Origin of the sequence: Acetobacter persici, from assembly GCF_018256955.1 — a bacterium.
Taxonomy (GTDB): Bacteria; Pseudomonadota; Alphaproteobacteria; order Acetobacterales; family Acetobacteraceae; genus Acetobacter; species Acetobacter persici.
The window spans coordinates 243981-267281 of the sequence record NZ_JAERKU010000001.1 but is presented as its reverse complement, the minus strand read 5'-3'; the positions used below and the strand labels follow the sequence as shown (position 1 = coordinate 267281).

Annotated in this window: 24 protein-coding genes and 2 tRNA genes; 11 read left to right on the top strand and 15 right to left on the bottom strand. The window is 58.1% G+C overall.

The annotated features are described in order from the left end of the window. Positions 1-47 precede the first annotated feature (47 nt). Complete coding sequence (gene pqqA / locus JK199_RS01230; RefSeq protein ID WP_043550231.1) at positions 48-128, bottom strand: pyrroloquinoline quinone precursor peptide PqqA; 81 nt, start codon at positions 126-128, stop codon at positions 48-50. A 311-nt stretch (positions 129-439) separates the two neighbouring features. Between pqqA and JK199_RS01225 the strand changes: the two genes are divergently transcribed. The 3 genes from JK199_RS01225 to JK199_RS01215 are packed head-to-tail and all read left to right on the top strand — an operon-like array spanning position 440 to position 3900. After that, positions 440-1765, top strand: coding sequence for a lipopolysaccharide biosynthesis protein (locus JK199_RS01225; RefSeq protein ID WP_244984792.1), 1326 nt, complete (start codon positions 440-442; stop codon positions 1763-1765). Between the two features lie 36 nt (positions 1766-1801). Continuing rightward, complete coding sequence (locus JK199_RS01220; protein WP_212373190.1) at positions 1802-2863, top strand: ELM1/GtrOC1 family putative glycosyltransferase; 1062 nt, start codon at positions 1802-1804, stop codon at positions 2861-2863. Continuing rightward, complete coding sequence (locus JK199_RS01215; RefSeq protein WP_342356267.1) at positions 2860-3900, top strand: glycosyltransferase; 1041 nt, start codon at positions 2860-2862, stop codon at positions 3898-3900. Before JK199_RS01220 ends, JK199_RS01215 begins: the two co-directional genes overlap by 4 nt. A 40-nt stretch (positions 3901-3940) precedes the next feature. Here JK199_RS01215 and JK199_RS01210 read toward each other — a convergent pair whose 3' ends face one another. The 3 genes from JK199_RS01210 to JK199_RS01200 all read right to left on the bottom strand — a co-directional run bounded on the left by JK199_RS01210 (position 3941) and on the right by JK199_RS01200 (position 5173). After that, positions 3941-4465 (bottom strand): Spy/CpxP family protein refolding chaperone, encoded by a 525-nt coding sequence (locus JK199_RS01210; RefSeq protein ID WP_244984791.1) that lies wholly within the window; start codon positions 4463-4465, stop codon positions 3941-3943. A gap of 237 nt (positions 4466-4702) precedes the next feature. Then, positions 4703-4912 carry a TOBE domain-containing protein gene (locus tag JK199_RS01205; RefSeq protein ID WP_077931230.1) on the bottom strand — a complete coding sequence of 70 codons (210 nt, stop codon included), beginning with the start codon at positions 4910-4912 and terminating at the stop codon, positions 4703-4705. A gap of 185 nt (positions 4913-5097) precedes the next feature. Beyond that, a tRNA-Ala gene (locus JK199_RS01200) sits at positions 5098-5173 on the bottom strand. Between the two features lie 111 nt (positions 5174-5284). Here JK199_RS01200 and JK199_RS01195 point away from each other — a divergent pair. After that, positions 5285-5584 carry a YggT family protein gene (locus JK199_RS01195; protein ID WP_143217681.1) on the top strand — a complete coding sequence of 100 codons (300 nt, stop codon included), beginning with the start codon at positions 5285-5287 and terminating at the stop codon, positions 5582-5584. Positions 5585-6348: 764 nt separating this feature from the next. Here JK199_RS01195 and JK199_RS01190 read toward each other — a convergent pair. From JK199_RS01190 to JK199_RS01155, 8 genes are all read right to left on the bottom strand, one after another. After that, positions 6349-6424 (bottom strand) — tRNA-Phe (locus JK199_RS01190). A 56-nt stretch (positions 6425-6480) separates the two neighbouring features. After that, positions 6481-6663, bottom strand: coding sequence for a DNA gyrase inhibitor YacG (locus JK199_RS01185; RefSeq protein ID WP_077931232.1), 183 nt, complete (start codon positions 6661-6663; stop codon positions 6481-6483). Continuing rightward, a complete protein-coding gene (locus tag JK199_RS01180) occupies positions 6660-7745 on the bottom strand; it encodes a ribonuclease E/G (RefSeq protein WP_212373174.1) in 1086 nt (361 codons plus the stop codon). The genes JK199_RS01185 and JK199_RS01180 overlap by 4 nt, the downstream gene beginning before the upstream one ends. Beyond that, positions 7742-8386 carry a Maf family protein gene (locus JK199_RS01175; protein ID WP_212373167.1) on the bottom strand — a complete coding sequence of 215 codons (645 nt, stop codon included), beginning with the start codon at positions 8384-8386 and terminating at the stop codon, positions 7742-7744. Before JK199_RS01175 ends, JK199_RS01180 begins: the two co-directional genes overlap by 4 nt. Positions 8387-8390: 4 nt before the next feature. Then, positions 8391-8609 carry a translation initiation factor IF-1 gene (infA, locus tag JK199_RS01170; RefSeq protein WP_003622234.1) on the bottom strand — a complete coding sequence of 73 codons (219 nt, stop codon included), beginning with the start codon at positions 8607-8609 and terminating at the stop codon, positions 8391-8393. A gap of 70 nt (positions 8610-8679) precedes the next feature. Next, positions 8680-9993, bottom strand: a complete 1314-nt coding sequence (gene hisD, locus JK199_RS01165) for a histidinol dehydrogenase (RefSeq protein ID WP_212373161.1) — start codon at positions 9991-9993, stop codon at positions 8680-8682. Continuing rightward, the gene (gene hisG / locus JK199_RS01160; RefSeq protein WP_212354244.1) at positions 9990-10739 is read right to left on the bottom strand and encodes an ATP phosphoribosyltransferase; all 750 of its coding nucleotides are present in this window, start codon (positions 10737-10739) and stop codon (positions 9990-9992) included. The genes hisD and hisG overlap by 4 nt, the downstream gene beginning before the upstream one ends. Before the next feature lie 129 nt (positions 10740-10868). After that, on the bottom strand, positions 10869-13841 hold the full coding sequence (locus JK199_RS01155) for an Rne/Rng family ribonuclease (protein WP_212373160.1): 2973 nt from the start codon (positions 13839-13841) through the stop codon (positions 10869-10871). A gap of 482 nt (positions 13842-14323) precedes the next feature. On the opposite strand from JK199_RS01155, the gene JK199_RS01150 reads away from it, so the two are divergent. Next, positions 14324-15274, top strand: a complete 951-nt coding sequence (locus JK199_RS01150; protein ID WP_244984790.1) for an N-acetylmuramoyl-L-alanine amidase family protein — start codon at positions 14324-14326, stop codon at positions 15272-15274. A 109-nt stretch (positions 15275-15383) separates the two neighbouring features. Beyond that, the gene (locus JK199_RS01145; RefSeq protein ID WP_212373159.1) at positions 15384-17069 is read left to right on the top strand and encodes a S10 family peptidase; all 1686 of its coding nucleotides are present in this window, start codon (positions 15384-15386) and stop codon (positions 17067-17069) included. Between the two features lie 52 nt (positions 17070-17121). Here the strand turns inward: JK199_RS01145 and JK199_RS01140 are convergent, their stop codons facing one another. From JK199_RS01140 to JK199_RS01130, 3 genes are read right to left on the bottom strand one after another with little or no spacing between them, the layout of a single operon-like run. Continuing rightward, the gene (locus JK199_RS01140) at positions 17122-17415 is read right to left on the bottom strand and encodes a hypothetical protein (RefSeq protein ID WP_212373157.1); all 294 of its coding nucleotides are present in this window, start codon (positions 17413-17415) and stop codon (positions 17122-17124) included. Then, on the bottom strand, positions 17412-18887 hold the full coding sequence (locus JK199_RS01135; RefSeq protein WP_212373155.1) for a PepSY-associated TM helix domain-containing protein: 1476 nt from the start codon (positions 18885-18887) through the stop codon (positions 17412-17414). Before JK199_RS01135 ends, JK199_RS01140 begins: the two co-directional genes overlap by 4 nt. 15 nt (positions 18888-18902) lie before the next feature. Beyond that, complete coding sequence (locus tag JK199_RS01130) at positions 18903-19235, bottom strand: hypothetical protein (protein ID WP_025829004.1); 333 nt, start codon at positions 19233-19235, stop codon at positions 18903-18905. Between the two features lie 129 nt (positions 19236-19364). Here JK199_RS01130 and JK199_RS01125 point away from each other — a divergent pair, with 129 nt between their 5' ends. The 5 genes from JK199_RS01125 to JK199_RS15930 all read left to right on the top strand — a co-directional run bounded on the left by JK199_RS01125 (position 19365) and on the right by JK199_RS15930 (position 23063). Continuing rightward, positions 19365-21614: a TonB-dependent receptor gene (locus tag JK199_RS01125; RefSeq protein ID WP_244984789.1), complete on the top strand. Its 2250-nt coding sequence runs from the start codon at positions 19365-19367 to the stop codon at positions 21612-21614. Between the two features lie 120 nt (positions 21615-21734). Further along, positions 21735-22127 carry a hypothetical protein gene (locus tag JK199_RS01120; RefSeq protein ID WP_212373153.1) on the top strand — a complete coding sequence of 131 codons (393 nt, stop codon included), beginning with the start codon at positions 21735-21737 and terminating at the stop codon, positions 22125-22127. Next, complete coding sequence (locus JK199_RS01115) at positions 22124-22531, top strand: cell wall hydrolase (protein ID WP_212373151.1); 408 nt, start codon at positions 22124-22126, stop codon at positions 22529-22531. The genes JK199_RS01120 and JK199_RS01115 overlap by 4 nt, the downstream gene beginning before the upstream one ends. A 5-nt stretch (positions 22532-22536) precedes the next feature. Next, a complete protein-coding gene (locus tag JK199_RS01110; RefSeq protein WP_212373150.1) occupies positions 22537-22857 on the top strand; it encodes a hypothetical protein in 321 nt (106 codons plus the stop codon). An 83-nt stretch (positions 22858-22940) separates the two neighbouring features. Beyond that, on the top strand, positions 22941-23063 hold the full coding sequence (locus tag JK199_RS15930; protein WP_256442311.1) for a hypothetical protein: 123 nt from the start codon (positions 22941-22943) through the stop codon (positions 23061-23063). The last annotated feature ends 238 nt before the right edge of the window (positions 23064-23301 follow it).

The following is a 23301-nucleotide window of genomic DNA, read 5'->3' as shown; positions in this document are numbered from 1 at the left end:
TAACCCCGTTCAGGTCCCTCTGGCGGAATAACAGCGTATTGTCCGGCTTATTTCTTCTGGCCGCAAACGTAGCTGTTGATTTCAGCGCCGAGGGGGATTTCGGTGATTTTCGGTGTCGTCCAGGCCATAGAAGTTCTCCGTATCAAAGGATCATGTCACATGCGGCATCCTGCGCTCCGGGGAGGATGCAGGCAGATAAACCGCGTGCAGCGAGTGTGAGCAAAAGCGGAGGCGGTGCAACCCTGATCGGTTGAATGTGAGGCCTTTTTCATGCTTCTCACGGGAGTGTGAACGGGTTTTTGTGGCGCTTGCGGAGTGGGTGAGTGCCCAGCGGGAAGGCCATAATTTGCTATTTTTATCGCATGGCTTCTAAACACAGCCCGGCATGATGTGCCGCTTACGGGCTTATTCCAGCGTGGGGAGAGAAGCGTGAGGGCTGATGAATAGTCAGATCAAGGCGTTATTCGGGCGGGTCTTCAAGAATACGGGCTATCTGCTGAGCGGCAGAGGGGCGATGGCTGTGCTTGCGCTGGCCAGTACGGCTCTGGCTGTCCGCACGCTGGGGCTGGAAGACTACGGGATTCTGCTGCTGATGAGTTCCTTCGTCATGTCCTGCGCTGTGGCGACGCGCTTTCAGTCCTGGCAGCCTTTGCTGCAATACGGCATGTCTCTCTACAAAGCGGCGGATAAAAAGCCGTTTCAGACTCTCTTCCGTCATTGTGCCCTGCTGGATGCGCTGGGCGCGGTCATGGGGCTGGGCGTTGCTGTGGTCTCCAGCCTCTGGCTGGCGCATCTTTCTGGCTGGGCCGCGGCGTACGGGCATATCCCGCTATGGTATATGACGGTGATCCTGTTCATGAACACCGGGTGCGCCATGGGCGTGCTGCGTCTGGCCAACCGGTATGAACTGGCGGTTCTGGCGGATACGGCCAGTTCTGTGGTTAAGTTTGCGGGCTGTGTGGCCGGGTTTTTCCTGCACTGGACCCTGCCGGAATTCCTGCTGCTCTGGTACTGCGCCACGGCGGTTGCCTTTGTGCTGGATTATGGGCTGGCCATCTGGGTTATGGCCCGCACGGACAAGCTGAACGGCTTCCGGCTGGTGAATGTGGCATGGCTCAGCCGGATTAAAGGGATCTGGCGGTTTACCTTCTCCACCAGTCTGGATCAGGCGCTGGGGCGTCTGGGGTCACGCCTGACCGTGCTGATTGTGGGGGCCGTGCTGGGGCCGGAAAGTGCAGCCATCTACAATGTTACCTGGCAGATTTCAGACGGAATGGCCCGTCCGGCCCAGATGCTCACGCCTGCCCTGTATCCGGAACTCGTGGCGCTGCGGGATAAACGGGACTGGGCGTCCATCCGGCAGGTCACCAACCGTATTTTGCAGGCGCTGGCTATTTTTTCCGGTGTGGTGCTGGTTGTCGCGACGTTTGTGGGGCCGTGGCTCCTGCATCTGTTGCTGACTGTCCCATGGACAGGCACCCGCACCCTGCTTTTGCTCATGACCGTCACGGCTATTCTGGATTTGTGGGATGTGCCGCTGGAGCCGCTGCTGGTGTCTCTCAACAAGGCACATCAGATTCTTATCGGGCGTATGGTCACAATGTGCTTCTCCCTTCCCCTGCTTTATGTGCTGGCAAATGCGTGGGGAATGACGGGGGCAGGCCTTGCAACCCTGCTCAGCGAACTGGCTATTCTTCTGACGCGCCTTGGCCCTTACCTTGTCATGAACCGCAAGAGGTCCTTCGACGGTGAACCGGAAGCCTGAAGCAGCGACGGCCAGTGAGCCGGGCAGGCAGCAGAAATGGGAGGATACGACCTGAACCCGTCAGTTTTGTCCGTGCCCGTCTGGATTCTGGAGACAGGGCGCCCCGGAGAACAGGCACAGTGCCAGATTCTGGCGCAGGCTCTGGGGCTGCCGTTTAGAACCGTGCCTCTTGGACCGAACTTTTCTCCGCCGGATCAGTGGCCGGAGACAGCAGGCCTCCGGCTCATTCTGTCTTTCGGGAATGCCGTGCAGGCGGCCTGCGCGTTACGCGCGACGTGTGCTGTGCGGCCCTTGCTGGTGCATATTGGGCGTCCAAGCCATATTCCCGCAAAAAATCTGGACCTGATTATCCCGCTCCCACAGGACGATTACCCGCCGGGACCGAACGTGCTGAGAGTGGCATGGCCGTTTAATGGCGCCTCCCTGCCTCCGCAGCATGAGGAGGCACAGGAATTGAGGCATGCTGGCACAATTGTGCTGTATGGCGGCCCGTCCCGCCAGTTCCAGATGGGGCGCGCCGAGACAGAGCGGCTGCTGGCGTTTGCGTACGCACTGGCACAGACTAACGGGGAACCGCTGCATATTATCACCAGCCCCCGCACACCGCCGGAAGCCGTGCACTGGATTCAGTGCTGGATGACACGAGAGACTGCTGCGTTACATCTTTTCAGGCCGGGAGAAACTCTGTTCACGCATTTTCTGACCACAGGCAACCGTTTTGTCGTGACGGCAGATAGTGCCTCCATGCTGGCGGAGGCCTGGCGGACCCGTGCGCCGGTCTGGCTATTTCCCTTGCCTCAAAAGCAGAGTTTCATGTCCCGCCTGCAACAGGGGGCGGACCAGATGGGGTTGAGGCCTCTTCGCTCATGGCTGATCAGACGCGGCCTGCTGGGGAGTGGCAGCAGGTTTGCCTGCTGGCATCGTGCCTTGATCCAGTCAGGCGTTATCCGGCTGGTCCGTCCGGCGTTGACCGAACAGGATTTGCGATGGAGGCCAGTACACCGTCAGGCAGATACAGACCTTGTGCGCTGTCAGGAACGCCTTCTGGCTCTCCCCGGCCTTCTGCCGCTAACGGCAACTACACGGGAACAATCGTGAGCAATGTGAGCACCTTAACCGAACAGGCTGTTCTGGATGGAACCTGTGCTGTCATTGTGACCTATGGCAACCGGCTTCTGTTTGTTGAACAGGTTTTACGGGGCGCCTTTGTTGCCGGTGCCGGGCATGTTGTGCTGGTGGATAACGGCACAGAGCCTGCTGTGGCACAGGCACTCACAAGCTGCACGGTCCTTTGGGGCACCGGGCGCGTCACATACATCCGGCTTGAACAGAATGGAGGATCGGCAGAAGGGTTTGCCGCCGGTATTGCCGCGGCCGCGCAAAGGCCGGACACCCGCCATATCTGGTTACTGGATGATGACACTGTGGCGGATACCAGAACGTTAAAAGCTCTTACGCAGACATGGCTTCTGATGGGAGCAGACCCCTCGTGCTGTCTGTCCAGTTTTCGGCAGGATAAACGGACATACATCAAGCTGGCTGAAAGGCATAAACCCAACGCTATTCAGGGAAATTCCTTTTTCGGATTTTCGGTGCAGGCACCTTTTCAGAAAAAGACGGTTCCTGTCTGGCAGAAAGAGGGACTGGACTGTCTTGGTATGGAAATGGGCGCGTATGGTGGCCTGTGGTTTCATAAAGACTGGGTGCGGCGTATCGGCCTGCCAGATGTACGTTTTTTTCTTTATTTTGATGATTATGACTACACATTACGCATCACCCGTCAGGGTGGTGCACTCTGGATGTGCCGGAACAGTGTGCTGAAGGACCTTGAGCCATCATGGACGCAGGCTGCGTCATGCCTGCACCCGTGGTTGCAGGCACCGCAGGGGATAAACCGGTCCTATTTTTCTGTTCGGAATCGCGTTGTTATTGAGCAGAACAGTGTTCGGTGTCAGCCGGTATATTTTCTGAATATGACACTGTTTCTGCTCATTAAAGTTTCCTGCAAATCGCCGGGCAGTATTTTGTATCATTTCCGCCATCCGCTCAGAATGGCGCGTCGGTGGAAAAGCGTTTTCCGGGCTATTCAGGATGGTCTTGCCGGAAATTTTGAAAACGGATTGCCCAGAACATAAAACCAAAAAGGCTGCCAGAACGCTGACAGCCTTTTTGCGGTTAGTGAACTGGTGCGGGCGGGGCACCAGAACCCGGCGGAGGAGGCGGAGGCGGGTTACCGCCCATCATTGACGGGCCGGGCGGGCAAGGCGGCTCGTCCTTCTTTTCTGCAATCTGCTTCAATTGCTTTTTGGTCAGAACATCGTGGATCTGCACATCTGTCTGCAAACGCTGGGCTTCATGCTGAGCATGGAGCGTGCCGATCTGCTGCGTCAGGCTGTTAAGCTGATCGGTATCAACCTTCCCCGGTGTGGTCAGCAGAGTGCGGATCTGGTCATGCAGGGCGTGGTCCTGCGCCATATCCGCTTTAGGGTCCGGGCGATTGGCGTCCAGAATGGCCTTAATCTTTTTCTTCTGGGCAGAGGTCAGCTTGACGCCGTCCAGATTAAGCACCGGGCCGGGCGGATGGCAGGCTCCGGGCGGGGGAGGCGGCGGCGGAGCAGTTTCTTCAGCATGAGCAGCCGCACCTGCGGTCGTCAGTATGCCGAGAGTCAGAGCCGTTGCCAGCAGAGCCTTCTTCATCATATCAGCCTTTGTCTTTCCATCTTGCTTTGGTGGGAGCCCTGAAAGATCTCCTGCTACTGATAACAGGCGAGATTTATGGTCATACCAAGGCGGGAAAATTGTTTTGTATGGCCATACGGACACAAAACTCCCTGATCAGGGATGGGGCTTCAGCGAGGCGGGTGAATACAAAAAACGGCGTGCCATAAAAAGGCACGCCGCTGATTTTGGAAGCAGTCTTGTAAAAAGCGCTGCTGTTTAGTCAACACCAATCATGACGTCAGAGGCTTTGACCAGTGCCGTTGCTGTCTGACCAACTTTCAGGCCCAGATCAGCGACGGCTTCATTCGTGATGGATGCCATCATGACTGTTCCGCCCGGTAATTCCAGACTGATGTGAGAGGTTGTTGCTCCCGGCTGAATGGCAATAATTTTACCGGCAATCTGGTTACGTGCGCTAATTCTCATCAGAAGAGTCTCCTCAGACCTTTATCGTCCGTAATACTAGGCAGTCTTCAGCATTTCGGGAAGGCTTGTCGCGCCACTGGCAAAAGCACATTGCGGAGCACAATGCCTGCGACCGTAAATTTACAGAATGGAGTATTAAGTCCATCCGATTTTCTCAGGATAAATCAGCGGTCTGGTAAGGCGGGTGGTGGAGCTAAGGGGAATCGAACCCCTGACCTCCTCATTGCGAACGAGGCGCTCTCCCATCTGAGCTATAGCCCCGCCTTTACACGGCGAAAACCTAAGGGGCTTATCAAGACGCTGTCAAGCTGTATTGTATCGGTCTGCGGTCTGGTAAAGCCAGACATACCTCTATGTTGTGGAGAAGTGTTCTTGCTGTTTGCTCTTTTTACAGTGCTGATGCGTTTGCTGGAAATCTACTGCTGGATTCTGATTATATCCTGCATTTTCATCAATCTCTGCCTGTTTGGTATTCTGGACACCCGGAAGCCACTTGTCTGGAAAGTCGGGCTTTTCCTCAACCGCATGACAGAACCGGTTCTGGAGCCGGTGCGCCGCGTTCTGCCCTCGCTGGGTGGCGTGGATTTCAGCCCGATGGTGGTGTTGCTTGGTATTCAATATGTGCTGCAACCCGTGCTGGTCAGCCTGTTCAGAACCCTGATCTATCGCTGAGCATCTTAAAAAGGTTCGTGCCGGAGGAGGGCACGAACCAGAGTGGTCCGATTCTGAAGCTGGAAAAAATCAGATCACGGGGTTTCTGGATTTGCACGGCCATCAAATCTGTGATGCGCACTCCCGCACTCCCGCACTCCCGCACTCCCGCACTCCCGCACTCCCGCACTCCCGCACTCCCGCACGTTATAGGTTTTCCTTTCTGATGCGGAAGAATGCGGCTGGTCAGAGTGGAAAATGCAATTCCATATCAGGCTAAGATCATTGTCCGCTGTTTTGTCAGTCTGGACAGTGCAAAGCGCCGAAGTGTGGTTCCTGGGTGTGTGGCTGATGTTAAGCGTTCGGCCTCACTACCCGGCAAAGGAGAGCGTCCCACTTCTCAAAAAGCTCCCCTGCGTCCGCAGAGGGATTAAGTTGGCTCTTGTTGCCAACCGGAGTGCTTGCTCAAAATTCACGAGGACCCTTCGATAGTTTTTGGGGCGGATTTCGCGCGCAGGCGGAAAGGCGTGAGGGTTATCGACACAGCCTGTACTGATTATCCACAAGCTTACCCCCGCAGCCATCCGCAGAATCTGGGGATAAGTGCAAAAGCTTAAAAAAGCAGCGGGTTATGGAAAAAGGCGAGTGATTTCAGGCTTCTGCTGACTCCAGCACGGGGGCCTGCACAACGTGCCTGAACGCCAATAAACGCCTGACTGGTGACGCGCACGAAATCAGCGCGGTTTTAAACCAAGATCAGATATTTTTAGTTTTTAGGGAAAAAATGGTGCCCAAGACCGGGATCGAACCAGTGACACTGCGATTTTCAGTCGCATGCTCTACCAACTGAGCTACTTGGGCACCGCAAGCCTTGCGGCGTGAGAGAGCATTTATCTCAGGCGGGGAGGGAGATCAAGTCACCTTTCGTCATTTATCTCAGGTTTTTCAAGATTCTCTTCGTCAGCCGGGGGGCCGGGGATACGATACTGCCCAGAAAACCACCGCCCGAGGTCAATATCCGCGCAGCGCTGAGAGCAGAAGGGGCGTGTAGAGGCCTGAGTTGGCGCGCCACAGACGGGGCAGGTGCTATTTTGGCTCATGCGTGTGTCGTCCAGAAAAAATCAGGAAGGGCAGGGTCGAGCCGGAGGCTCAGAGCCTTGCCGCGTTGAGAGATACAGTCTGCCAGAGCCTGCGGGTCCTGCTCCAGCGCTGTCATCAGGCCCAGCCCGCACCGTAGCGTGCTGGCCTCACATTCCTGCGTTACAAGATGCCGTAACACGCGCAGAGCCTGCCCGTGCGGAGAGGAGAGCTGCTCTGGCAGAGAGGGGTGGATACGCGCCCGAACAATTTCAACCAGCCCCAGTGCCGTAATGCCAAGGCAGCGGGGGCGAAGAGGGTCGTCCTGCAAGGCGGCTTTCATAGGGTCCAGAAGGGCTTGTCGTTTGCGGGTGGCGAGTCCTGCCGGGTCAATCAGAATGGCCCCGGAGAGGTTCCGCAGGCGAATCTGGCGCATAAGGGCCGGAAGGGCATCCCGGTTAGCCGCAAACTGCGCTGTCTGCTTGGGCCAGCCTGTTTTGGCCGGAGGGGCATCCATATCAATGGCGACCAGAGCAGGCGTCGGCGTAATGGTGGCCTGCATTCCACCCGGCAGGCTGATCAGCGGGTCTTCCAGCGCGGCGCAGGCGTGGGCGATTTCTTCAGGGAACGACTCAAGTTCCTGCTGGCGGCGAGAACGCAGAGCCGAAGGGATACGCGCAGCCGCAGCAGGGGAATCAACAACAAGGGTGGCATCAGGCCAGCGGGCGGCCAGACGGTCCAGCGGGGTTGGGCCCCGGTGGATCAGCCCCGGTCTGGCGGGCACGTTTGCGGGAGTCTGTTCGGCCCTGAGCCGGACACCCTTACCGCCCTGAGCGGCCCGCACCACGCGCACGACCAGCGTTTGCCCCTCTGTGAGAGTCTCGGAGCCTTTCTGGTCCGGCAGAAAGCCACTTTCGCCTGACCCGAGGTCTACAAAGGTTCCGCCTATTCCCGGTGCGTGTGCGCTGATGCGCCCGAGATAGAGATCATCCACACCGTCGGGCGCTGCGGGACGCCACAGGGCGTAATCAAGCAGGGTGTCGTGTTGTGTGACAGCAATGCGGAATTCGCCGGGAAAGGTGGCGAGGCGCAGAAAGACGCTCACGCCAGCCAGTGGCCCGGCTGGCCGCGCAAAAGCTGGGCGGTTTCAAATAAAGGCAGTCCAATAACGGCTGAGGCACTGCCTGAGATAAAGCGAATAAATGCCGCAGCATGGCCTTGCAGCGCGTAGCCGCCTGCTTTGCCCTGCCAGTCACCCTGATCCAGCAGTGCTTCAATCTGATGCGGGGTCATGCGGGAGAACGTTACAGCCGTTTCTACAATCCGTTCAGCCCGACGGCCTTCAGGCCAGCAGGAAGACGGAATAACGGACAAAGCCGTCAACACAGTATGGCGGCGGCCGGAAAGCAGTTCCAGACAGGCCCGTGCTGTCTCACGGTCTTCGGCTTTAGGCAGAATACGCCGCCCAAGGGCAACCACCGTGTCTGCCCCCAGCACCAGTGCCGGTTCAGTCAGGCTGGTGGCCACCGCAGCGGCTTTTTCTGCGGCCATGCGGCGGACATAGGGGCGTGGCTGTTCTGCCCGGGCTGGTGTTTCGTCAAGATCAGCTGGCAGAACGCGGTCTGGTGCCAGCCCAATCTGGCGCAGGAGGTCAAGCCTGCGGGGGGATGCAGAGGCCAGCACAAAGCAAGGCCGGCGCACAGGCTCAGCCCCGTCCGGCCCGGACGCAGCCCCAGAAGTCGTCATGCTCTTACTTGAAGCGGAAGGTAATGCGACCTTTGGAAAGGTCATACGGTGTCATTTCGACATTCACCCGGTCACCGGCCAGAACACGAATACGGTTCTTGCGCATTTTGCCGCTGGTGTGGGCCAGAATCATATGTTCGTTGTCGAGTTTGACCCGGAACATTGCGTTGGGCAGCAGTTCGGTAACCGTACCGCTGAATTCAATCATGTCTTCTTTAGACATGGCGTCCTTCGTTCATTTTTAAGCCTCGTTGTGGTTGGATGTGCAGATATGGGTGAGGGAGCGGGTTCGGTCAAGCGTCAGCCGTGGTTTGGTCCAGCGCCTCAAGCCGCGCGGAGATGCTCAGCGCATGGGCTTCCAGCCCTTCGGCCTGTGCCAGAGCCACCCCGGCAGGACCAATACGGCGCAGCGCATCCGGGCCACCGGCAAGGAAGGTCGTCCGCTTCATGAAGTCAAAAACAGACAGGCCGGAGGCAAAGCGGGCGGTGCGGGATGTGGGCAGCACATGGTTCGGGCCGCCAACATAGTCTCCCACTGCTTCCGGGCAGAACCGGCCAAGGAAAACCGCGCCTGCGTGCCGGACGTGGGCAAACAGGGCTTCTGGATCATCCACCATTAATTCCAGATGTTCCGGGGCCAGACGGTTGGCCAGAGCCACCGCTTCCTCCAGATCTTTTACCACCAGAACGGCTCCGTTTCGCTCCCAGCTGGCGCTGGCAATGGCGGTGCGGGTGAGGGTTTTCAACTCGGTAGCGACGGCCTCTGTCACCTTGTCCGCAAAGGCGGCGTCCGGTGTAATCAGCGTGGCCTGAGCCAGTTCATCATGCTCAGCCTGTGCCAGCAGATCCAGCGCAATCAGGCGCGGATCGGTTGCCGAATCGGCAATCACCACGACGTCCGAGGGGCCTGCGATGCTGTCGATCCCCACATGCCCGAACACCTGCCGCTTGGCTTCCGCCACAAAGGCATTGCCGGGGCCAACAATACGGTCCACCGGGCGGATGGTCTGTGTGCCAAACGCCATGGCCCCCACAGCCTGCGCCCCGCCAATCCGATAGATTTCCGTCACTCCGGCCCGGTGGGCCGCAGCCAGAACCAGCGGATTTATCACGCCGTCCGGGGTGGGGACGCACATGGCCAGACGCGGCACACCCGCAACGCGGGCCGGAATGGCGTTCATCAACACGGAAGAAGGATAGGCCGCTTTCCCGCCCGGCACATAAAGCCCGACAGCGTCCAGTGGGATCCAGCGCATGCCCAGCGTCATGCCGACGTCATCCGTATAACGGATGCCGGACGGCACCTGAGCTTTATGGAAAGCCTCAATGCGTGTGGCGGCCACGTCCAGTGCCGCCATTAGCTCCGGACTGACCTGCGTGCAGGCCTGAGCAATCTCCTCCGACGTGAAGGCAAGCTGGGCAGGCTCAAGCGGCAGGCGGTCAAATTTTTCTGTCAGCGCGCACAGGGTGGCATCGCCATCGCGCCGGACAGAGGCCAGAATCTCCGCAACGGGTTTATGAACTTCCTGCCCCTGTTCCTCACGGGCTGTCAGAAGCGAGGCAAAATCAGCCTCAAAACCGGAATCGCGTGTGTCTAACCGTTTCATGAAGACTGTTCTGCCCTGGTTTTTTCTGCGGCAGGAGGGGAGGCCTCCAGCGCGTTACGAAAGCCGTTGATCAGTGCGCCGATTTCTTCCGGGCGCGTTTTCAGCGCTGTCCGGTTTACAATCAGCCGGCTGGTAATGTGGGTAATGGTTTCCACTTCCCGCAGCCCGTTGGCCCGCAGGGTGGAGCCTGTGTCCACCAGATCGACAATCAGGCGAGACAGGCCCAGCATGGGGGCCAGTTCCATGGCGCCATGCAGATGCACAATATTGGCGTTAATGCCGCGCGCGGCAAAAAAGCGACGGGTAATGGCGGGGTATTTGGTGGCAACCCGAACCTCAGACCACCGGGCCCATTCCTGCGGGTCATGCGGGAGGCTGGCGGGTTGCGCAACGGATACGCGGCAGCCGCCAATGCCCAGATCCAGCGGGGCATAAATTTCCGGGTAATCAAATTCCATCAGCACGTCTGCGCCGCAGATGCCGATATGCGCGCCACCGGATGCGACAAAAGTTGCTACGTCAAAGGAGCGGACGCGCACAACATCCAGCATCGGGTCCTGCGTAGGGAAGCGCAGCTTGCGGCTGTTATCACCCAGACAATCGGGGGAGGGGGCCATCCCTGCCTGATCAAGCAGCGGTGTGACGGCTTTGAGAATTCGCCCTTTGGGCAGAGCCAGAACCAGAGGGCCCCGGTCCTGCGCTCCGGGAGAGCGCGCGGGCTGAAGATCTGGCTGGGGCACGGTCATGAACACTCCGGTGGGCGGGCAGGTCTGTTTTTACGAAGGCTTTACCTACCATACGTCGCTGATGCCCAAAAGAGGCAGGCAACAGTTAGGGGGCAGGTGTGTCACCCTGCCCCCTTTTTCAGTCGAGTTTTAGCGGCGCCACCAGCCTGTGCGGCGCCGGGAGGCAGGCTTGTCGTCCTCAATAACAATCGGCTGTACGATGGACGCATCAGGCGCGTCCTCTTTAGCCGGTGTTTTCCCGGTGCTGCTCTCGCTGGCTTCAGCCGCGACAGCTTTTTCAGCAGTCGCGGTGCTTTTTGCAGCGGCGCGGCGGCGGCGCGGCTTGGGAGCCTCTTCCTCAGCAACCGCAGCGTCAGCAGTGGGGGCTGCCGCCTGATCCTGTTCTGCGGATACGGTCGCCTCAGCCGGTGCCGCCGCAGGTTTCCGGCGGGGTGCCGCGCGGCGGCGTGTGCGGGGGGCAGGCTCTTCTTCCGGAGCGGCTTCGGCCACCGGGGTGGCAGAAGTCTCAGCGTCCTGCGCGGGTGCTTCGGCGTCAGCTTTTTTCCGCGGCGCACGGCGGCGGCGCGGCTTGGGAGCCTCTTCTTCAGCAACCGCAGCGTCAGCAGCAGGGGCGGCTTCCGCTACAGGGGCAACCGGTTCTGCCTGCTCAGCATCAGCGTCAGCGGCAACCGGCGTGCTTTCGGCCGGAGTTGCGGCTTTACGGCGACGTGCCGGGCGTCTGCGGGCGGGTTTAGCGTCCGGGGCTGGAATGTCTTCAGCCTGTGTTTCCACCGGGCTTTCAACTTTTTCTTCTTCCGGAGCTTCTTCCACAGTGGGTGCAGCCGCCGCAGCCTTTTTGGCTGCGAGAGCCTTTTCCGCTTCCATGGTGGAATTTTCGATCAGATCGAAAATATCCAGACTGCCGCCAAACGGATTGGCCGGTGTCGGGCCCTGCCATGTCGGGCGGCGCGGCTGCGGGGCCGGGCCTTCCTCAATGGTCACCCGGACGTCCGGTGTGTCCGTATCGGTCGGCCGCATGCGGGAATGGCGGGTGCGACGACGGCCGGGGATCAGATTGCCTTCAGTTTCCGCAGGGGCAGGCGCGGAGGGTGCAGACTCGTCTTCCTCTGCCTCTGCCGGAGCGTCTGCCGTAGCAGCGTTCTGTTCATGCGTTGCCGCATTGTCTTCGCGGTTTCCATTGCCGCCACGGCGGCGGCGACGGCGACGACGACGACGCGGCTCCTCTTCCCCGTTGCCTGCTTCAGCAGCAGGTGCCGGAACATCCGTGTGGGCCGCTGTTGTGTTCGGCTCGGCAGCAGGTGCTGCTTCGGGTGCGGGGTTTGCAGCGACGTTTTCTACCGGCGGCAGCGCCTCATAAGTGCGGTTTGCCTTGGGCGGCTGACGGCGTTCAATGCGAATTTCCGGCACAGGCAGCGTGGCATCGGCGGCAAACAGAATTTCCATCTGATGCCGGTGCTCGATTTCCGCCAGCCAGTCGCGCTTGTTGTTCAGCACATAGAAGGCGATTTCCGCCGCGACATGCACGGTAATGGCGGAGGCCCGGCGGCGTGCGCCTTCCTCTTCCACTGCGCGCAGCACATGCAGCGCAGAGTTTTCAATGCCGCGGACCATGCCGGTGCCCTGACAGTGCGGGCAGGGCGTAAAGGCGGCTTCCGCGACAGACGGGCGCAGCCGCTGGCGGGACATTTCCAGCAGGCCGAAATGGGAGATTGTTCCCATCTGGATGCGTGCACGGTCATTGCGCAGCGCATCTTTCAGGCGGCGTTCAATCGCGACATTGTGGCGGCGGGATTCCATGTCAATAAAGTCAATGACAATCAATCCGGCCAGATCGCGCAGGCGGAGCTGGCGGGCCACTTCATCCGCGGCTTCCTGATTGGTGCGGAAGGCGGTTTCTTCAATATTGCGCTGGCTGGTGGCCTTGCCGGAGTTGACGTCAATGGCGACCAGAGCTTCTGTCTGGTTGATAACCAGATAGCCGCCGGAACGTAGCGACACGACCGGGGAGAGCATGGCATCCAAATGCCCTTCCACATGGTAATGTGTGAAGAGCGGCTGGTTCTCCTTGTTCCACAGCCGGACTTTTTCAGCGTGCTGCGGCATGAGCATCCGCATGAAGTCCCGCGCGGCCTTCCAGCCGTGTTCGCCATCCACCAGAATTTCACTGACTTCCCGCGTATACACATCGCGGATGGCGCGTTTGACGAGGCTTGCTTCCTCATAAATCAGCGCAGGGGCGACGGACTGCATCGTGAGGTCACGGATATCGTCCCACAGATGGAGCAGATATTCGCAGTCGCGCGTAATTTCAGGCCCCGGCCGCTGTGCACCCGCGGTGCGGACAATCATCGCCATGCCACGCGGCAGGTTGAGGGCGGTAATAATGTCGCGCAGACGGCGGCGGTCGGGCACGGAGGTGATTTTGCGGGAGACACCGCCGCCACGCAGGGCGTTGGGCATCAGCACACAATAGCGGCCAGCAAGGGAGACGTAGGTGGTCAGGGCCGCGCCTTTGTTGCCCCGTTCTTCCTTGACGACCTGCACCAGCAGAACCTGCCGGCGGCGGATGACTTCCTGAATCCGGTAGTTCCGCAGGAAACGCGCAATGCGCTTCTGGATCAGCGCTTCCTCACCCGTATCAGTCTCGCCGCCCACATAATCAGGGGTGTCGTTCCGGCGGGTGGGGCGGCGGCCTTCTTCATCGCTGGCGGACTCATCAGCGTCAGAGCTGGCGTCCTCATCTTCAGCGGTGGAAGCCTGCGCGCTGTTTTCATCGTCTTCAGAATCAGCTTCGCCTGCGTCGATCAGGCTTTCTTCTTCCGCCTGAAGGGCAAGCAGCTTCTCCCGGTCGGCAACCGGAATCTGGTAGTAGTCAGGGTGGATTTCGCTGAAGGCCAGAAACCCGTGGCGGTTGCCGCCATATTCGACAAAAGCAGCCTGAAGGCTGGGTTCTACGCGAACAACGCGGGCAAGATAGATGTTCCCTTTGAGCTGCTTTTTGGAAGCCGCTTCAACATCGTAATCTTCAAGTCTGTTTCCATCCATAACGACAACGCGCGTTTCTTCCGCGTGCGTCGCATCGATCAGCATACGCTTTGACATAAAAGGAAAAACTCCGGCGTGCCGGTGGCCGGCCTATCCGGTGGAGCCGTCTTGACGGCTGGACACGGGATGGGGACGCTTCCGACAGGCATAGGTCTGTATATGTGAGAAAATGAAAGGCGGATGTCAGGCCGGACGCTGAGGTGACAGCAGAGGCGCGGAAACAGGATGCTGTCTCCGGTCTGGTCATGCACTCCAAGAACGTGGCCCTGACGATAGTCATGTATCCTTCAACCAGTGTTTCCTGCTCCCATCTGCGCGGGGCGGCGGTTCAACGCCAGTCGCGCCTTTAAAGCTTAAAGGAGCGGAAACAGGATGCATGACGGGCAATCCTGCCTTGAGCCATGCTTGCCGACCATGACCTAAACAGCAACAAACCGCAAGCCATTCAGCGCGACTGTTTTGCATCCGGGTGGCTTTGACACGGTTTAGACATTATCTGTGTGCAGGATTGCCCCAGTTAGAGAAGTGTGAGCCTCGTCATGACGCCTGAGTCTGAAAAAACACCCGGTTTTTTTCTGATGGCCGGGCGGTCCGCCCGCACAGCCGGATTTTTTGCCCCAGAGTCCGCAGGATCGTCTCCCGTCTCCTCCCCTGACCGGCGCGGCCTTCTGGTGGTGGGTGCGGGTCTGTTGGCTGGCGGCTTTCTGGCCCCGCAGGCACGGGCCGCTGGCGCTTCGGCGCATGGGGCAGGGCAGACCCTGCACGCGCCTGCTATTATTGGGAAGGCGCGGCCAGCACTCCCGATGGTGATGCTGGACCCGGGGCATGGAGGGAAAGACCCCGGTGCGATCGGTTACAGTGGCACCTATGAGAAATATGTTGCGGAAGCCGCCGCTGCTGAACTGCGTCAGCAGCTTCTCGCCACAGGCCGGTATCGCGTGGCCATGACGCGCAGCAGTGACCATTTTGTGCCGCTCGATGGCCGGGTTGAGCTGGCTCAGCAGCACGGAGCCTCCCTTTTTATCTCCATGCATGCGGATGCCCTGCATAATGCCGGGGTGCGGGGGGCGAGTGTCTATACCCATTCGCACGGCGCATCGGACAGCCAGACGGCGGATCTGGCGAAAACAGAAAATAGTGCTGACCGGTATGGCGGGCCGCTGGTGCAGGGGGCGTCCCCGGAAGTGCAGCAGATTCTCGCCAGTCTGGTGACGGAGGAAGCCCGGCGCGGCTCTGCGCATATGGCCAGTGCGGTTGTCTCGTCTTTTCAGTCCCGCATCAATCTGCTGCCCAATCCGCACCGGCACGCCGCATTCGCGGTTCTGAAATCAGCGCAGATTCCTTCTGTTCTGGTTGAAATGGGGTTTATGTCCAACCGGATGGATGAGGCCGCACTCCGGCAGGCCGGGCACCGGGCCATGGTCGCGGGTGCGATGTGCACAGCCGTTAATCGTTACTTCGCATCTGCAGGCGTTGGGCTGGCTGGCTGAGTGGTCCGCCTGTAAAGTTATTTGTTTCAGTGTGTAAACAGACTGGTCTGGCGTCGATCTTCCTGATATTCAGGCTATATTATAACATAGTCTGACGGGATGAATGGTCATGCGTACAAAACAGACAGGCCTGAAACTGGCCGGTTTGCTTGCCACGGTTTCAGTCTTTGCGGCCGGTGCCGGTCTTTCTGCTCAGCCAGTTGCCCGGGCTGCGGAAGCTCCGCAGGCGACGGACGCCGCAAAGCAGAAATTCAGCGTGGAAGATTTTTTCGGTAAACCGCAAAGCGTGACCAGCAATGGCTCTGTGACCGTACATGGCGCGCATATTGATTATGAAGCCGTGTCCGGCACTCTGATTGTGCATAAAGCCGGATGGGATGATTCCGAGCGCCCCGAGGCGGACAAAGAGAAGTCTCAGCCAGAGGCTGCGGCATCCATGTATTATGTCGCGTATTTCAAGAAGGGGGTGCGCCCGGAAAATCGGCCCATCACGTTTGTTTATAACGGCGGCCCCGGTTCTTCCAGCGTGTGGCTGCATATGGGGGCGTTTGGCCCCAAAAGAGTTGTCACGTCGGATGATAGCCACACCCCCGCTGCGCCCTACGCCATTGTGAATAATAATGACAGCCTGCTGGATGTGACTGATCTGGTGTTTATCGATGCACCGGGCACCGGCTACGGGCGTCTGATCGGCAAGGATAAGGAAAAGGCGTTCTGGGGCACGGACCCGGATGCCGGTGCGTTCACGGACTTTATCGCGCAGTTCCTCTCTCGTTTCGGGCGTTACAATTCTCCCAAATATCTGTTTGGTGAAAGCTACGGTACGACGCGGTCTGCAATTGTCGCCAATAAGCTGGCGGATGATAAAGGGATTGATCTGAACGGCGTGATCCTGCTCTCGCAGATCATGAACTACGATAACGATATTGATGGGGTTGCTATGAACCCCTCAATTGATCAGCCGTATGTCCTGGCTCTGCCGAGCTACGCCGCAACGGCGTGGTATCATAAACGTCTGCCCGCGGAGCATCCTGACCTCAAGGCGTTCCTGAAAGAGGTGGAGCATTTTGCGCTGACGGACTACACAGCGGCCTTGCAGGAAGGAAACGCAATTTCTGACGCGCAGCGTGATGCCACAGCGCAGAAGCTGCATGACTATACCGGTCTGCCGGTGGACTATATCAAAAAGGCTGACCTGCGGATCAACGGCGGAGAGTTTGAAAAAACCCTTCAGGGCGATAAGGATCTTGATACCGGCCGTCTGGACAGCCGCTTCTCCGGCCCGACGATGGATAAGCTCTCCCAGTTCTCATATTACGACCCGCAGTCCTCTGCCATGTCTTCAGCCTATATCGCCGCGTTTAATGACTATGCGCGGAATACGCTGCATTACGGCAACTCTCCGGCCTTTGGTGACGGGTATCAGGAATACAAATTCTTCTCTGACGCCATCATGAAATGGGATTTCTCTCATAAACAGCCCAACACCGATTTCCCCATTCATGGGGCGGTCAATGTGCTGCCGGATCTGGCGTCTGCCATGAAGCATAATCCGAGCCTGAAAGTGATGCTGAATCAGGGCTATTATGATCTTGGCACCCCTTATTATGAGGGGATTTATGAAATGAAGCATCTCCCCATTTCACGTGATCTGAGCAACAATATTCAGATTGTGCAGTATGAATCCGGGCACATGGTATATGCCAACCAGAATGCTCTGACCCAGTTGCATGATAACGTCGCGAAATTCATCACGCAGACGCACAGTGCTCCGGCTGCGGTTCCGGCAAAATAAGACTGCTCAGTGTGAGAACGGGGTGGGAATAGTCCTGCCCCGGACAGGATTTTTAAAGCGGGGGCTTGCTGATACCGGCAAGCCCCTGTTTCTGTCTGAGCACAGCAATCAGCAGACTGGTGCTGACGCCCGCAACGCCTCCAAGCCCCAGCCAGTATAAAACGCCCAGCGCCGGATTATGGATCAGGCAGAGGGCCAGCGCACAGCACGGCCCCAGCATACGAAGAATCTTGCTGGCCAGAACCGCGCGTGCTGAGCGCGGAAAAGGCGAGCCGCGTCTGGGTTGTAAAAACGCATGGCTCCAGAAGGCAGCGGCCCATAGTGTCAGCACACACAGCATGATCATGCGGCACTCTCCCGTAATTTCAGGAGGGCGAAAAGGGCTATCAGGCCAGTGCAGAATGCCAGACTATCTGTTGTCAGAAAAACGCCGCCGCCCTGCATCCATGGATGTGAGCCGGAAACAAGATCCAGAAGAGGCAGCGCACATCCGGCTCCGGCAAGCAGCCCGAGTTGTTGCCGCCAGCCTGATGCAGCATGACGTGTCATGCAGAGCACCAGCGCATGAGCGGCACAGATGCCCCACACGGTAAAGAAGAGGTAAATCTCCGCCATGGTGCGGCCGGAGAGTGTGACCGGCAGGCAGCGGTTAGCCCAGAAGAAGGCAAGCGTTGCTGTAGGAAACCCGATAAGTGTTGTCTGAGTCAGAGCTTCTGCCAGACGGAACAGAGCCTGCTCCCCTGAGGAGCGGCGGCGTTTCATGAGAAACACCACCAGTCCGCTTGCGGCCAGAGCGGTTGCGGCAAGGCCGGAGCAGAAATACAACCAGCGTAAGGAGAGAGGGGCATAGCGGGCATAATGCAGTCCGCGCACAAGCTGCATGGTGGCTGTGGCAGGCGAGCTTTGTGTGGCTGAGCGCAGAAACTGCCCGTCTTTCCGGCTGAAATCCGCATGGTCTCTGGTCAGAAAGGGGCCGTAGGCATCGCTCTTGAAAATACGGACTTCATCAGGCGTAAATAAAATCAGATTGCCATCCGGACTTTGCAGAAGCTCACGGGCCTGCGCAATGAGGGGCGCAAGAGGCGGCGGTAATGGCCCCGCCTGCAAAACCCGCCCTTTTGGTGCGGTTTTTTCTTTCTTGTCCTTCCCGCCGTGATGAGAGGCAAACCAGGGCTGAGCAGGAAGCAGAACCCGCGCATGAATGGCGGTGCCGGTATAGCCCATAAAAAGAATGAAAGGCAGAAACAGCACGCCTGCCAGCAGATGGGCATCCAGCCACGCGCGTGGCCGCGGGCCAAAAGGGCGAAAGAGGATAAGGTCTGGCCAGAGTGCTTTGATATGAATGACCAGCCCGGACCCGATGGCCACTAGCAGGCAGAACCCTAGAAAGGTTACAATCTGCACACCGGGCTGATTGCCACCCCGGAGGGAGAAGTGGAAATTATAGAAAAACTGTCCGCCTGCTGTCTCACGCGCCGGGACGAGTGCGCCGGTTGTGGGTTCCAGAGCCGTGCCAACAAATTCATACCCGTCATAATGCAGGACCCGCAGAACAGGATCACGGTCTGAGGGGAGGGTAAGGAAAGCGGAAAGCCCTTTTTGCTCTTCAGCCTGAACAGCCTGAGCGGCGGCCTGTAACGCTGCCGGTGTCAGGGTGGTGCTGTGCGTCAGCGAGACCTCGGGCTGCATCCACTGGGTGATTTCCGTATCAAACACGGCCAGTGTGCCGGATGCAAAAACAAGCACCAGAAGCAGCCCGGCCAGAAAGCCAACCCAGCTATGGAGCCACCCCATATGCACCCGCAAAGTTTCACGCATGGGTCGTCTTTCTCATCAGGAGGGGAGAATGCTGGCAAGAGCGATGGAGGCACACACCACAACGCCAAGAATCAGCCCCCATGAGTGGCGGCGTCCTGCAAAACCGGCCAGGACCAGCATCGGAACAAGGGCGGCAATCACCATCCCGCCCAGATCTGTTTTAAGCCGGGCATCTTCAAGCGGTAGGAGGCGGGTCAGAACCATAATCAGATGGGCGGTTATAAAGGAGAGCGCGCAAACGCAGGCCAGCAAGCCGGACCGCCGCAGAACGGTCTGCCTTTTCTGGCTCTTTTTTGCATCTGGCCCGGAGGAAGAGCCAGCCAGACCGGTCTTTTGGGTGCGACTCATTCTCATGTTGCTAGGTGTTCAGAGGGGGACTGTAAAGCCCGGAACGGAGACGATTTTATAAAATAATATTGCGAATGTCTCTTAATTGCGTCTATGGAAGCGCACACTGTCTTTATTTCTGGATTTATCATGATGATGCGTGGTCGCCCGCCTGTCCTTTCTTCGCTGCGCCATGTGGGGCGGGGTGCAGTCCTGCTGGCAAGTGTTGCCGTTTTGAGTGGGGCCGCGTTTGCTGAGCCGCAGGAAACAACGGCAGCGGTGGCGGCTTATAAATCTGCCAGAAAAGACACCAAACCGGCAGAGACTGAGCAGCAGTCCCGGCAGGATGAAAGCCTTCTGGTGACAGCCCGACGGCGCAACCAGATGGAAGTGATCAGCGGCGGGCAGCTTGGGGCTCTGGGCACCAAGAAGGGGCTGGATGTGCCGTTTAACATCCGCAGCTATACGTCCAGTCTGATTCTCAACCAGCAGTCCCAGACGCTGGGTGAGGTGCTGGAAAATGATCCGTCCGTGCGCACCACCTATGGCTATGGGAATTTCTCTGAAATTTTCGTTATCCGCGGCTTCCCGGTCTATGGGGATGATGTTGCGATCAATGGCCTTTACGGCATTACGCCCCGGCAGCTTGTCTCCCCCCAGCTTTATGATCAGGTTCAGGTGATGAACGGCGCCAGCGCCTTTCTGAACGGGGCTGCTCCCGGCGGGACCGGTATTGGCGGCACCATCAATCTGATGTTCAAACATGCGCAGAAAACCCCCATCACGCGCCTTACGGGGGATTACGCCAGTCAGGGCGTCGGGGGCGGTAGTCTGGATGTGGGGCGGCGTTTTGGGCAGGACAAAGCCTATGGCCTGCGTCTGAACGTGGCCGGTCTGTCTGGCCAGACATCGGTTGATCATGAACGCCGCCACTCCATAGCCCTTGGTGCTGATTTTGACTGGCACGATGATAAAACCCGTATTTCTTTGGACATGAATTACCAGAATCAGGGCGTGAATGGCGGGCGTCCCGGTGTCTTTCTGGGGGCCAGCGCAACAGGTGTGCCACGTGTGCCGGGTGCGTCTCATAATTATGGGCAACGCTGGACCTATAATGATCTGAATTATATTTTCGGCATGCTCAACGTCGAGCATGATCTGTCAAAACATATTACGCTTTATGGGGCTTTTGGCGGCCTGGGCAGTGATGAAAAGGGGAATTACTCCACCCTTACGGTGCAGAATTCCCAGACGGGTGCTGCAACCGCCGGGGCGATGTATGTGCCGTATCAGCAGACGAATGAAAGCACACGGGGCGGTGTGCGCGCCCATTTTGATACTGGCCCGGTCAAGCATGAAATAAATGCCGGTGGTTCTGCCCTGTGGGAGGAAAGCCGGACGGCGTATTCCATGGCGCTCAGCTCATTTGATACAAATCTGTATAATACGGGGGCTGTTGCTGCGCCTACTGAAAACTGGACCGGGGGCAATCTGGATAATCCGCTGCCTACCAGCCGCACGCAGCTTTATAGTCTGTTCTTCTCAGATACGATGTCCTTCTGGCAGGGGCGCGTCGCGCTGACGGCAGGGTTCCGTTACCAGAATATGCTGATTAACGGTTATAATGCGTATGGCGATGGCGCGCGGACGGCCCATTATAATGAGGATGCGATTACCCCTGTTGTCGGGCTGGTGGTGCATCCTACCCGCCGTACCTCCATTTACTTCAACCGGATTGAAGGGCTGGCACAGGGGCCGACGGCAACCGGGACCAATGTGGTCAACCTTGGGCAGATTTTCCCGCCCTTTAAAAGTGTGCAGTATGAGGTTGGCGCGAAATACGACACCGGGCGCTTTACAACAACGCTTGCATTTTATCAGATTTCCCAGCCCAACTCCTATACGGAACCCTATGGGAACAGTGGCGCCTTTATTTTCCGGGAAAATGGATTGCAGCGGAACCGTGGTGCTGAGTTGAGCATCAATGGCCAGATCCTCCCCGGTCTGCGCTTTAACGGGGGTGCTACGCTGATTGATGCTGATCTGCGCCGCACCGCACAGGGCGCTAATGACGGTCATACCGCGATTGGTATTCCCAATTATACCATCAACGGAAATCTGGAATATGACCTGCCATTCCTGCGCGGGGCGACACTGGTCGGGCGTGTGGAAAATACCGGCAAACAGTGGGTGAATACGAGCAACACACTGCATCTGCCGGTCTGGACACGGTTTGATCTGGGCGCGCGCTATACTTTTGCTGTGGCGCATAAACCTCTGACACTCCGTTTTGGCGTCGATAACCTTGCTAATACCCGCTACTGGGCATCCGCTTTTAACGGGTACCTGTTGCAGGGCCTGCCCAGAACATTCAAATTTTCCTTCACCACCGATCTGTAATTGCTGCCGCGCGTGGTCATGCTTAAGTCTGGATAAGGTTCGGGGATAAAGAGCCGTTTTCTTTTCACCCGTTTTTATAAAGCCACCCTTCGGGGTGGCTTTTTTTGTTCGGACACAACAATGCAGGACAATCGATGCGCCACTTCTGAGGAAGTGGCGCTTTTGCGTGAGCGTGTCGCGCGCGTTGAAGGGGGGCATGACCACCTTCGTGACGGGCTGGATACGTTATCGCGTCAGTTTTCTGATTTGCGGAGGGATCTGACGCACTCTGTCGCGGAAAATGCGGCTCGCACGCGGCATGAAATCATGGCCCGTGTGGATGATATGAGCCGGGATGCGCAGAACCGTGATGCGGAAGTTTCAGACCGTCTTGCGCGGATAGAAGGCGGAATCCGTCTGGCAAACTGGGCCATGCTTACCTGTATCACGCTGGCCACAGGCCTGCTGGGGTGGGATCAGATGGGGAGTGCTGTCTGGCGTTTTCTGCTGTCTGTCACGCGGTTTTCCTCATGAACGGGGCGGTTGAAACTGCCGCCCGCACGGCATGGGGTGAAGCACGCGGGGAAGGACTGCGCGGGATGCAGGCCGTGCTCAATGTGATCGGGAACCGGGCTGTCCATCCCGGCTGGTGGGGGCGCGATATTGCATCGGTCTGCACAGCGGAGGCGCAGTTTTCCTGCTGGAATATGCAGGACCCCAATCGGGCCGCACTCCTTGCTGTGACGCAGGCAGACCCACAGTTCCGGCAGGCCAGCGCTCTTGCCGCCCAACTTTGCCGCCAGCAGCTTTCAGACCTCACCGCCGGGGCGGACCATTATTACGACTGGCGCGGCGCAAAGCCTGTCTGGGCACGAAAACAATTTTTTACAAAAACAATAGGCCATCACGCATTTTACCGGATTGGCCTGAAAGGATAGACGTTATGAAACAGACACTTCTGACAAGCGCCAAAGTCAGCGGTCTTGCGGCTGCTATCCCGATGCTTCTGGGCACGGTTCCTGAGACGTGGGATCACCTTATCTGCACGCTGATTGTTGTGTGCGGTGCCATCAGTACGGTCGTTCCTGTACCGCATGCGGGGTCTGCATGGATGGTGGCTTACAAAATTCTTTCAGTCGCCGGGCTGAATTTTGGCTGGGCTGCTAATCATCTTGCGGCTGCCGCGGGCACAACGCTTTCAGGTGGCGATACAGACTCGAAAAATACTGCTGTTGCACAGGCACCAAAAGCCGACGCATCATAACAGACTGTCTTTTTATGCAGCGCGCCGCGCCGGGAACACTGAGTGTTGTGGTGCGTTCCTACAGGTGAGCAGGAGAGTGTTTTATGGAAAAATTGTCTGAGGATTTCAAAGAACGCCAGAAGCCGGTGGCGCGCATTATTGTTGCGACAGGTGTGGCGGTGGCTGGTTTTCTGGTCATGCTGTTCCGGACGATCAGGAAGTCCTAAGGGTTTCCGGCGTCTTTGCTTTTAAAAATATGGCCCGGCCCTTTCTGCGTCAGCAGAGGGAGCCGGGCCTCTTTTTTTGTTTCCCGTCACCTGTACCCGTTATCCACAGGCTTACCCCCGCAGGCATCCTCAGATTCTGGGGATAAGTGCAGCCAGAGTGCGGCACGATGCGCAAGGCTGAACACGGAGATCGGAGATGGGGCTGAGTCAGCTAAGAACCTGGGCATCGGGCGAAGCT

Coding starts and splice junctions, on each gene's coding strand:
- pqqA (WP_043550231.1), bottom strand. CDS start 128: ATGGCCTGGACGACACCGAAAATCACCGAAATCCCCCTCGGCGCTGAA.
- JK199_RS01225 (WP_244984792.1), top strand. CDS start 440: ATGAATAGTCAGATCAAGGCGTTATTCGGGCGGGTCTTCAAGAATACG.
- JK199_RS01220 (WP_212373190.1), top strand. CDS start 1,802: ATGGGAGGATACGACCTGAACCCGTCAGTTTTGTCCGTGCCCGTCTGG.
- JK199_RS01210 (WP_244984791.1), bottom strand. CDS start 4,465: ATGATGAAGAAGGCTCTGCTGGCAACGGCTCTGACTCTCGGCATACTG.
- JK199_RS01205 (WP_077931230.1), bottom strand. CDS start 4,912: ATGAGAATTAGCGCACGTAACCAGATTGCCGGTAAAATTATTGCCATT.
- JK199_RS01185 (WP_077931232.1), bottom strand. CDS start 6,663: ATGAGCCAAAATAGCACCTGCCCCGTCTGTGGCGCGCCAACTCAGGCC.
- JK199_RS01175 (WP_212373167.1), bottom strand. CDS start 8,386: ATGACGACTTCTGGGGCTGCGTCCGGGCCGGACGGGGCTGAGCCTGTG.
- infA (WP_003622234.1), bottom strand. CDS start 8,609: ATGTCTAAAGAAGACATGATTGAATTCAGCGGTACGGTTACCGAACTG.
- hisD (WP_212373161.1), bottom strand. CDS start 9,993: ATGAAACGGTTAGACACACGCGATTCCGGTTTTGAGGCTGATTTTGCC.
- hisG (WP_212354244.1), bottom strand. CDS start 10,739: ATGACCGTGCCCCAGCCAGATCTTCAGCCCGCGCGCTCTCCCGGAGCG.
- JK199_RS01155 (WP_212373160.1), bottom strand. CDS start 13,841: ATGTCAAAGCGTATGCTGATCGATGCGACGCACGCGGAAGAAACGCGC.
- JK199_RS01150 (WP_244984790.1), top strand. CDS start 14,324: ATGACGCCTGAGTCTGAAAAAACACCCGGTTTTTTTCTGATGGCCGGG.
- JK199_RS01145 (WP_212373159.1), top strand. CDS start 15,384: ATGCGTACAAAACAGACAGGCCTGAAACTGGCCGGTTTGCTTGCCACG.
- JK199_RS01140 (WP_212373157.1), bottom strand. CDS start 17,415: ATGATCATGCTGTGTGTGCTGACACTATGGGCCGCTGCCTTCTGGAGC.
- JK199_RS01135 (WP_212373155.1), bottom strand. CDS start 18,887: ATGCGTGAAACTTTGCGGGTGCATATGGGGTGGCTCCATAGCTGGGTT.
- JK199_RS01130 (WP_025829004.1), bottom strand. CDS start 19,235: ATGAGTCGCACCCAAAAGACCGGTCTGGCTGGCTCTTCCTCCGGGCCA.
- JK199_RS01125 (WP_244984789.1), top strand. CDS start 19,365: ATGATGATGCGTGGTCGCCCGCCTGTCCTTTCTTCGCTGCGCCATGTG.
- JK199_RS01120 (WP_212373153.1), top strand. CDS start 21,735: ATGCAGGACAATCGATGCGCCACTTCTGAGGAAGTGGCGCTTTTGCGT.
- JK199_RS01115 (WP_212373151.1), top strand. CDS start 22,124: ATGAACGGGGCGGTTGAAACTGCCGCCCGCACGGCATGGGGTGAAGCA.
- JK199_RS01110 (WP_212373150.1), top strand. CDS start 22,537: ATGAAACAGACACTTCTGACAAGCGCCAAAGTCAGCGGTCTTGCGGCT.
- JK199_RS15930 (WP_256442311.1), top strand. CDS start 22,941: ATGGAAAAATTGTCTGAGGATTTCAAAGAACGCCAGAAGCCGGTGGCG.